The following is a 9335-nucleotide window of genomic DNA, read 5'->3' on the forward strand; positions in this document are numbered from 1 at the left end:
TTCTTGGTGTTCTCGCTCTTTTTCAATACAATATTTTGAAAATAACAAAACTGGAGCCCTTATGAGTAAAACGTGGAAGGTTTTATTGGTGGATGACGATCCTTTGATCTCAGATTCACTTCAAATGATTTTGCCAGACACCTGGAATCTCACCACATGCCAGACTATTGAACATATACCGCAAGAGAACTTCCAAGCAGCATTCGTAGACATGCACTTGACCGGCCATGGACGCGCTCCAGAGGGTCTAGATGTTATTAAGAGTCTTTCTCAAAAACATCCTCATCTAGAAATCATAGCAATTTCTGGAGATCTTAATCGCAAGCTTATGGAACAATGTCTAAAAGTCGGCGCAACAAGATTTCTGGCAAAACCTTTTAGCAAAGAAGAAATCAAAGCCGTACTCGATAAAATCGAAGCTCTGCACCTCCTTCATCAAGTGGCTTTTAGACAAACAAAGAAAAAATATTGGTTAGGAACAAGCACCTCTGCCCAAAACTTAAAAAAGCAAGTAGCTCATCTGCGTGGTGAACCTGGCCCAATTCTTATTGAAGGAGAATCGGGTACCGGAAAAGAAATTACAGTCCAAATGATTGCCGATCAAGATTCAGGACGCCCTTTTGTCGCCGTAAACATTGCGGCCATTTCAGAAACATTATTTGAATCTGAGCTTTTCGGTCATGTGAAGGGCTCCTTTACAGGTGCTGATCAAAATAAAATGGGCTTGGCCGAGGCCGCAAATAATGGAGATCTTTTTTTAGATGAAATCGAAGCACTCACCCTCGCTTGCCAAGTTAAACTTTTAAGATTTTTAGAAACAAATGAAATTCGTAGAGTCGGATCTAAGGATTCTTCGCAAATCAACGTTCGAGTGATTGCAGCCACCAATCAAAATTTAGAAAAATTGGTCAAAGAAGGGAAGTTTAGAGAAGATTTATTGTGGAGAATCAGCGGCAAAAAAATCATGCTTCCTCCACTTCGTGAAAGAAAAGAAGATATTCCTGAGCTTGCAAAATTTTTGCTCGAGCAACAAAAACCCCGCTACAATAAAACTCTTTCCGAAGATGCGCTTGCGTTATTAAAAACGCATTCGTGGCCCGGAAATATACGAGAATTAAGAAGAGTGATTGAGCAAGCATGCTTGTCTTCTCCCCTACCCTTTATTCGGGCAGAAGATTTTTCAAGCTTCTTATCAAGACAAAGTCCAATTTCCGCAAATCAACCAGAGGGAACTCCAAACTATTCCTTGGGATTAAATAAATTGGTAGAGGACTATGAAAAAATAATAATCGAAAAATGCCTCTCTCAAGAAAAAGATATAGACAAGGTTGCGGAAGTTTTGAGTATATCTAGGTCTGGGCTCTATAAGAAAATAAAAGATTACAATATCGATACAAAAGGCATATAGTCTACCCCATGGAATCACAATGGTCAGACCCGCTATTTAAGAAAATGGCTATAATTTTACTCGTCTTTTTGGGAACGATAGGAATTATTCTTTTTCCTTTAAGAAAAAAAAATACACATCTTTCAGCCGCATGGGCTTCGCTCCAAAGCTGGTTATTTTTTGCTCCGGTATTATTTTTAATGTTGGCCGCAGGTGATCCTTGGCCTTTGATTGGTATTACTTTTATTAGCTTACTTTGCGCCAAAGAATTTTTTCAACTGACGGGCATGTATCACCGTAGTGTTTTCATTTGGACAACGTATCTTTCAATTATCGCCATGGCATTTGCAATTTATAAGAACTACACTTTGATTTATGCTGTGATGCCAATGATCTTTTTGGGTTTAATTTCTTTGATTCCAATTGCCTTAAACGATGCCAAGAACATGCTTCAATATATTGCGCTAAGCTTACTCTGTATGATCTTCTTTGGCTGGGCATTCTTGCATACCGCTTGGATTGTAAAAATCCCGTCGGGCGCATTTTTCCTAATCTACATTATTCTTCTGACCGAACTTTGCGATAATGTAGCCCTTGCCGTGAGCAGACTCTTTGGAAAGAAAAAAATTGTAGACCAAATTACGCCGAACAGAACTCTAGAAGGCGTAATCATTTCTTTTGCTGCAACTCTTGGTGCGGCCTACGGATTGAGAATTTTACTTCCTGAAGCAATACAAATAAATTGGTGGATCTATGGTTTAACTGCGGCTCTGGTAGGAAGCACTGGAGATTTAATTCTGGCTGTTATTCGCAGAGACCTAGGCGTAAAAGATTATGGAATTTTTATTTTAGGTCGCGGTGGACTTTTAGACCGAATGGATAGATTAATTTTTGTTGCACCAATTTACTATTATTTGATTCAGTATTTCTAAGGAAAAAAATGAAAACCTGGAGTTATGAAAATGAGCAATGGACACAGTTGCCGATATATTTACGGCACTTACCGCTCATTACACGTCACTTTGATATTTTCAGTCTTATCATCAGAAGCATTTGGTCTAATTTTCTAAAATATATTTTCTTTAGATTTTATCTATTTTTGAGAGTTAAAGGTGATTTTCATTCTATTTATAAAAACCATCCTAGACTTCTTATCATCTCCAATCACGGAAGCCATTTAGATGCCATCAGCATCGCGGCCGCAATTCCCTTCAGATACTGGTTGAATCTTTATTTTGCTGCCGCTAAAGACTATTTCTTTGCCAATTTTTGGATGACATACTTTTCAAAGCATTGCATTGGAGCTATCCCCGTTGATCGCAAAAGTAGAAATGGAGAAGCCGTAAAAATTTGTCTTACTCTTTTAGAAAAATTAAATCGCTGTTGGCTCGTGATGTTTCCTGAGGGAACAAGAACAAAGGACGGGAAAATTCATCCTTTCAAGCGCGGTATAAGCATGTTTTCAACAAAGACAAATACACCAATTTTATTTTTATTTATCGAAAACAATTATGGACTGTGGCCAAGAGGACAAGCCTTTGCTAAGCCTGGTATTCTGACTGTACACGTAGGTCCGGTTCAAGAACCTGCAGACGTAGACGTTATTTATAATAACTATAAGAAATGGGTTAATACTATAAAGCCAGACCAATTTGCGGAGTAAATGACCATATGGACGAAATACAAATCATACCTTACAACGAAGAACTCAAAAAACATTTTGAAAAACTCAATCGCGAATGGCTAGAAAGATATTTTACAGTTGAATCTGTTGACGAAGAAATTTTCAAAGAACCCAAAAAAGACATTATCGATAAAGGCGGATATATTTATTTTGCTCTTAAAGGCTCAGAAGTCGTAGGAACCTGTGCTCTTTTTAAAAAGCACGAAGGTTTTGAGCTCGCAAAGATGGCTGTGACCGATAAATATCAAGGCTTAGGAATCGGTAGAAAACTTCTAGAGGCATGTCTAAATAAAGCTCAAAGTGTTGGTGCAAAGCATGTAGAGCTTGGCAGTCACAAGAAACTCGGGCCCGCGATTCATCTTTATAAAAAATTAGGTTTTAAAGAAATTCCAATGAGTGAAGAATACAAAAAAAAATACGCTCGCTGCAATATTCAAATGGTCTACGAGTTTTAAATGACGAATTTTAACTAGCCAATCTAAATAACAAGCTCTGATCACTTTTGAATTTTTCTATTATTAGTCAATTGCTCTACAACGGCAGGATCTGCCAAGGTTGAAATATCGCCCATATTCGTTAAATCATTTGCAGCAATTTTTCTCAAAATTCTTCTCATAATTTTTCCTGAACGTGTTTTAGGAAGGCCCGGGGCCCACTGGATCATATCAGGAGTTGCAATCGGACCAATTTCTTTTCTTACCCACTGACTCAACTCTTTTTCAAGTTCTGGTGTCATCGACAACCCTTGATTGAGCGTCACGTAGGCGTAGATACCTTGACCTTTAAGTTCATGTGGATAACCAACTACTGCCGCCTCCGAAACTTTCTCGTGTGATACAAGAGCACTTTCCACTTCTGCAGTACCCAATCTGTGTCCAGAGACATTGATCACATCATCTACGCGACCGGATATCCAATAATATCCATCTTCATCACGTTTACAGGCGTCTCCTGTGAAATAGAGACCCTTGAAAGTAGAAAAATAGGTTTCCACAAATCTTTTATGATCTCCCCAAAGACTTCTCATTTGTCCCGGCCAAGATCTTTTTAAACAAAGAATTCCTTCACCGGAACCTTTAATTTCTTTTCCTTCATTGTCGACTAAAATTGGTTCGATTCCAAAAAGAGGCTTTGAAGCTGACCCTGGCTTCAAGTCTGTTGCCGCGGGAAGCGGAGAAATCAAAATTCCTCCAGTTTCTGTTTGCCACCAAGTATCCACAATAGGACATCTTTCTTCACCCACAGTTTTAAAATACCAGAGCCACGCTTCCGGATTGATAGGCTCGCCCACTGACCCCAAAAGTCTCAAAGATTTTCGAGAAGTTTTTTGCACAAAAGATTCACCTTGAGCCATCATCGCCCGAATTGCTGTCGGCGCAGTATAATAAGTGTTCACTTTATATTTATCAATGATCTGCCAGTGCCTAGAAAAATCTGGATAATTCGGAACGCCTTCAAACATTAAAGTGGTGGCCCCATTAGAAAGCGGACCGTAGACAATGTAGGAATGCCCTGTCACCCAACCCACGTCGGCTGTGCACCAGTAGATATCATCTACTTGATAATCAAAAACCATTTGATGAGAAAAAGAAGCATAAACCAAGTATCCTGCCGTCGTATGGAGAACACCTTTTGGTTTTCCTGTCGAACCAGAAGTATAAAGCAGAAACATCGGATCTTCAGAATCCATTTTTTCTGGTTCACATTTTGGTTTTTGAATTGAAACTATATCGTGGTACCAAAGATCTCTTTTATTATTCCATTCAATGTTTCCACCAGTCCTTTTCAGAACAACAACTTTTTTAACACCAGGACATTTTTTAAGGGCTTCGTCCACATTGGCTTTCAAAGGAATTTTTTTTCCAGCGCGCAGACCTTCATCTGCCGTGATAACAATTTCACTATCACAGTCGTTGATTCTTCCGGAAATAGATTCCGGTGAAAACCCACCAAAAATCACGGAGTGAATGGCACCAATACGAGTGCAAGCAAGCATCGCATAGGCGGCCTCCGGAACCATAGGCATATAAATCGTAACTCGATCACCTTTTTTTACACCTAATTCTTTTAAAGCATTTGAAAGTCTTGCCACTTCATCGTGAAGTTCTTGATATGAAATTATTCTCTCTTTTTCTTGAGGACTATCTGGCTCCCAGATGATGGCGGTTTGATGTTTTTTTAATTTCCCATCTTTAGTTTTTGTTTCCAAGTGTCTATCAATGCAATTGTAAGAAACATTTAGCTTTCCACCCAAATACCATTGAATCGAAACATCACCAGTATAACTCCATTCGGAAGTTTTTTTAAAAGGCTCCATCCACTGAATACGATGAGCAATTTCTTTCCAAAACTGATCATTATTTTGAAGTGATTGTTTGTAGAGCTTATCAAATTGATCGGACGTCATTAAGGTTGTGGGTCTGTAATTTTTCATGGCTTTAATCTTCACAAACAACTCCCTGATTCATATTTCTTAGCTGACCATCTCTGCTTACCATCTCTAAAGATATCTTTAAAAGTGATAGCTAAATGATAACCAGTGATGCTAAAACACTTCAATATGTTTTTTTCAGATAATTTTCTACCAGATAATTTTCTAAAGTGTAGGTACATGGCTCAATGTTCAGGTTGCCAAATTGCACACCTAGATCCAACTGCACAAATTGATTTCAAAAAAAATAAATTTATAGATCTATGGAAAAAAACTTTCTCCGTAGTTCCTGAAATAGAATTTAGGCGCCCCATAGAATCACAATTTAGAGACAGAGTTGATCTTACAGTTCAACGCCCCACAATTCAACACGATGCCATTTCCAACTCCTCGGAATGTGAGCAAGAATACCAAAAGCTAGGATTTTACAAAAAAGACTCTCGAGATATTTTAGATATAGAATCATGCCCACTCATGAGTAAAGGCACTTCTGATTTTTACACCGAAGTGAGAAAAGTCCATTTCCCAATTCAAAAAGGATCTCTAAGAATTAGAGTTTCTCCTGGAGGAAAAAGAGGAATTTGGCTCGATTTTTCGAATGAAGATATCAAAAAATTATTAGAAGAAAAAAACACACTTATAGAATTGACAAAAATATGTGATGTCATAGAAATCGGCCAAAAAAGAAAAAGACTTTCTCAAGTCGAAGGCCAATTCAAACTCACTGCCCCAGAATCGATCGCCTGGTTTGAAACCTATGATAAAAATTTAAATCCAATTGAATTAAAAATGAATGTAGGAAGTTTTTCTCAAACCGGCTTTAAAACCAACAAAGCCCTTATCTCAGAACTCTTCAAAGTTTTAAATCCCAATTTTAATAATCAAGTTCAAAATCAAATTCATGATCAAAAATGGATAGAACTTTGCTCTGGCTCTGGAAATTTAACCTTCCCTCTTCTCTCACTTTTTTCAAATGTGATCGCAACAGAACTTGACGAAAACGCCGTTGAATCTTTAAGAACCACCGCTAAAAATTTAAATTTATCCGAAAGATTGCAAGTTGAACAAATCAATATCCATAAACCTTCTCAAAAATTAGAGGATTTACTTTCTGGAGTTGATGGAATCTTAGCAGATCCCCCAAGATCAGGTTTACAGGGATTCCTAGAGGTAATCTCAAAATTACCAAAAGAAAAAATCCCAAAAAAATTCGTCTATGTCTCATGTTTCGCCGAAACACTAATTTCTGATTTAAAAACATTGAGCGACTTAGGTTACAAACCCAATAAAATAATTGGCATCGACCAATTTCCTCACTCCACCCACTGCGAATGGATTGTAAATTTATCTAGAGATTAGGATTAACTACCGGTGCCGGACCAAATGCCATAAATATGAGATAATTCACAATAGCGAGTACGACTGCGCCGATAATTGCAGAAAACCATCCATCAATATCGAATCCTTTTAGAAGACCAGCGGCTAATCTAAGAACGATAGCATTCACTACAAAGGTAAATAGTCCTAGAGTTAAAATATTGATTGGAAAAGTTAGAAATAAAAGAATCGGACGGATAAGCATATTCAGAAGCCCAACAATCAAACTCGCCCACATCGCACTCCCAAAAGATTTAATAGTAAATCCCGGAACAACATAAGCCGTAATCAAAAGTACAACCGCCGAAAGTAACCAAACCACAAGCATCTGAACCATAAAAAATCCTCCTGGATAATGTAACACCATTCTGCGGAACATTGCCTCAAAGAGCAATTCCATTTATATGAACTTTTACCCGCAAACTGAAGGATTAAGCAGAAAATTTAAGCAGGATCATGACAAACTGCTTCGATATTGTGGCCATCAGGATCAAACACAAAGGCTCCATAATAATCTTGATGATAATGCGGACGGGGCCCAGGAGCTCCGTTATCTTTTCCACCAGCAGCCAACGCAGCTTTATAAAATTCATCTACCTGTTTACGATTGTCTGCACGAAAGGCAACGTGGATTTTAGGTTGATTAGGAATACCCTCTACCATCCAAAAATCAGGCTTAGGAGCAACACCATATCCAAAAACAATTTTTCCTTCAGTGTGTTCCATAGGCACTTGAAAAAGCGCTGCATATCCAAGTGGCGCGAGCGCCATATCATAAAAGTGCTTACTCTTTTTTGGATCACTTACATTCAATCCCGTATGATCAATCATCTCATCACCTCATCGTTTATTTAGATGAGAAAGATTAATTGATGGAACCTTTCCAACTCAAGGTTTATTTAAAAATGCAATATGATGATATAAGATTACTGAGAAAGTATATCTTGAACTTCTTTGTAGCTATCTACGATATGCACAAAATCCAAATCCGTAGCTTTCGCCGTTTTATATTCGGAAATAAGAGTTTGATGAATAACATCGAGAAGAGGTGTCCAAAATTTTCTATTCACCAAGATCAACGGTTTTCTCGGAGTTTGTCCGGAGTAGACTGACCCGATAATCGAGAAAACTTCATCCAAAGATCCCAAGCCTCCGGGCATCACAACCCAAGCTTTGCTTACAGAAAGAAAAAGTTTTTTCCTAATCTGCAAGTCATCAAAAACAAAGAGTCTATCGATAAAAGTAGTGGGATGTCTCGCCCAAGGAGAATTCAATTCGATACCAATCGAATGAGTCTTCGATTTAAAAGCTGCTTTATTAGCAGCATCCATCACACCTGGTCCACCACCTGTCAAAATCGAATAGCCTAATTCTCCAAGTTGAAACGAAATGTCGTAAGTTAATTTATAAATTGGATCTTCTTCTTTAATTCTAGAACTACCTAAAATAGAAATAACTTTTTTGTTTTGAAAATATGCAGAAATACTCTGATCAAATTGTATAGAGTCTTTGGCCGCTAACTCTTTCGAATCACCAAACAACCCAACACAAGTATTGGCTCTTACCTCAGCAAAACCATAAAATGTAAGAAACAAAATAATAAAAATTCTCATAACCCAATTACCCCAATCAAAAAACAGCAGTAGCATAGATGGCTCGTCGCATCAATACTATTGAATTAAAGTAGAAGTAATACAGAGTGAATTTTTAGTTTTAAGACAAAAGGCAAAAAAAATGGGACGAACTAGGTTTACCTAATTCGTCCCATAAGACTGGCATCGTGCTACTCTCCCACACCGTTGCCGGTACAGTACCATCGCCGCTGATGAGCTTAACTGCTGAGTTCGGAAAGGGATCAGGTGTTTCCTCATCGCTATCAACGCCAAAAGTGTTGCATCATCCAGATTTTGCAATCTGTATGAACGCTTTGAAAATTGAACAGATTTGTTTAAGTATTTTTATATTAGCTATTCATTTAAGGTTTTAGCTATCATCTAGATTTTCACCTGACGATAGCATTTCCAAATAAGCTGAGACATTATTAATAAAAAAGCCGCACGACCTATTAGTACGGATCAGCTAAATACATTACTGCACTTACACCCTCCGCCTATCAACCTCGTAGTCTACAAGGAGTCTTTAGGAAGATTAACTCTTCAGGGAGAACTTATCTTAAGGTGGGCTTCCCGCTTAGATGCATTCAGCGGTTATCCCGTCCAAACATAGCTACCCAGCAATGCCATTGGCATGACAACTGGAACACCAGAGGTTCGTTCATCCCGGTCCTCTCGTACTAGGGACAACACCTTTCAATTCTCCTACGCCCACAGAAGATAAGGACCAAACTGTCTCACGACGTTCTGAACCCAGCTCGCGTACCACTTTAATTGGCGAACAGCCAAACCCTTGGGACCTGCTCCAGCCCCAGGATGTGATGAGCCGACATCGAGGTGCCA

The 9335-nt window shown here is 38.5% G+C and carries 9 protein-coding genes and 2 rRNA genes; 5 read left to right on the plus strand and 6 right to left on the minus strand.

The window, feature by feature from the left end; translation table 11 throughout:
* Positions 1-61: 61 nt before the first annotated feature.
* Genes V4596_02295 through V4596_02310 form a run of 4 tightly spaced genes read left to right on the plus strand, consistent with a single transcriptional unit; the run spans position 62 to position 3526 of the window.
* Positions 62-1408: a sigma-54 dependent transcriptional regulator gene (locus V4596_02295; GenBank protein ID MES2767951.1), complete on the plus strand. Its 1347-nt coding sequence runs from the start codon at positions 62-64 to the stop codon at positions 1406-1408.
* A gap of 44 nt (positions 1409-1452) precedes the next feature.
* Positions 1453-2319 carry a phosphatidate cytidylyltransferase gene (locus V4596_02300; GenBank protein ID MES2767952.1) on the plus strand — a complete coding sequence of 289 codons (867 nt, stop codon included), beginning with the start codon at positions 1453-1455 and terminating at the stop codon, positions 2317-2319.
* A gap of 8 nt (positions 2320-2327) precedes the next feature.
* Positions 2328-3050, plus strand: coding sequence for a lysophospholipid acyltransferase family protein (locus V4596_02305; GenBank protein ID MES2767953.1), 723 nt, complete (start codon positions 2328-2330; stop codon positions 3048-3050).
* Between the two features lie 8 nt (positions 3051-3058).
* The gene (locus tag V4596_02310) at positions 3059-3526 is read left to right on the plus strand and encodes a GNAT family N-acetyltransferase (GenBank protein ID MES2767954.1); all 468 of its coding nucleotides are present in this window, start codon (positions 3059-3061) and stop codon (positions 3524-3526) included.
* Between the two features lie 41 nt (positions 3527-3567).
* On the opposite strand, the gene acs is transcribed toward V4596_02310, so the two are convergent.
* A complete protein-coding gene (gene acs / locus V4596_02315; protein MES2767955.1) occupies positions 3568-5505 on the minus strand; it encodes an acetate--CoA ligase in 1938 nt (645 codons plus the stop codon).
* Positions 5506-5631: 126 nt separating this feature from the next.
* On the opposite strand from acs, the gene V4596_02320 reads away from it, so the two are divergent.
* On the plus strand, positions 5632-6861 hold the full coding sequence (locus tag V4596_02320; GenBank protein ID MES2767956.1) for an RsmD family RNA methyltransferase: 1230 nt from the start codon (positions 5632-5634) through the stop codon (positions 6859-6861).
* Here V4596_02320 and V4596_02325 read toward each other — a convergent pair.
* The 5 genes from V4596_02325 to V4596_02345 all read right to left on the minus strand — a co-directional run.
* On the minus strand, positions 6851-7216 hold the full coding sequence (locus tag V4596_02325; GenBank protein MES2767957.1) for a phage holin family protein: 366 nt from the start codon (positions 7214-7216) through the stop codon (positions 6851-6853). The two genes, V4596_02320 and V4596_02325, sit on opposite strands and share 11 nt — an antisense overlap.
* A gap of 107 nt (positions 7217-7323) precedes the next feature.
* On the minus strand, positions 7324-7710 hold the full coding sequence (locus V4596_02330) for a VOC family protein (protein ID MES2767958.1): 387 nt from the start codon (positions 7708-7710) through the stop codon (positions 7324-7326).
* 95 nt (positions 7711-7805) lie between these two features.
* On the minus strand, positions 7806-8492 hold the full coding sequence (locus V4596_02335; GenBank protein MES2767959.1) for an LOG family protein: 687 nt from the start codon (positions 8490-8492) through the stop codon (positions 7806-7808).
* 157 nt (positions 8493-8649) lie between these two features.
* Positions 8650-8766: ribosomal RNA gene (rrf, locus tag V4596_02340) — 5S ribosomal RNA — on the minus strand.
* Between the two features lie 157 nt (positions 8767-8923).
* Positions 8924-9335: ribosomal RNA gene (locus V4596_02345) — 23S ribosomal RNA — on the minus strand; the annotation flags it as partial.

This window comes from Bdellovibrionota bacterium, from assembly GCA_040386775.1.
Taxonomy (GTDB): domain Bacteria; phylum Bdellovibrionota; class Bdellovibrionia; order Bdellovibrionales; family JAEYZS01; genus JAEYZS01.

What these genes read in the sequence shown, in the direction of transcription:
- V4596_02295 (MES2767951.1), top strand. Translation starts at nt 62, where the DNA reads ATGAGTAAAACGTGGAAGGTTTTATTGGTGGATGACGATCCTTTGATC.
- V4596_02300 (MES2767952.1), top strand. Translation starts at nt 1,453, where the DNA reads ATGGCTATAATTTTACTCGTCTTTTTGGGAACGATAGGAATTATTCTT.
- V4596_02305 (MES2767953.1), top strand. Translation starts at nt 2,328, where the DNA reads ATGAAAACCTGGAGTTATGAAAATGAGCAATGGACACAGTTGCCGATA.
- V4596_02310 (MES2767954.1), top strand. Translation starts at nt 3,059, where the DNA reads ATGGACGAAATACAAATCATACCTTACAACGAAGAACTCAAAAAACAT.
- acs (MES2767955.1), bottom strand. Translation starts at nt 5,505, where the DNA reads ATGAAAAATTACAGACCCACAACCTTAATGACGTCCGATCAATTTGAT.
- V4596_02320 (MES2767956.1), top strand. Translation starts at nt 5,632, where the DNA reads ATGTTTTTTTCAGATAATTTTCTACCAGATAATTTTCTAAAGTGTAGG.
- V4596_02325 (MES2767957.1), bottom strand. Translation starts at nt 7,216, where the DNA reads ATGGTTCAGATGCTTGTGGTTTGGTTACTTTCGGCGGTTGTACTTTTG.
- V4596_02330 (MES2767958.1), bottom strand. Translation starts at nt 7,710, where the DNA reads ATGATTGATCATACGGGATTGAATGTAAGTGATCCAAAAAAGAGTAAG.
- V4596_02335 (MES2767959.1), bottom strand. Translation starts at nt 8,492, where the DNA reads ATGAGAATTTTTATTATTTTGTTTCTTACATTTTATGGTTTTGCTGAG.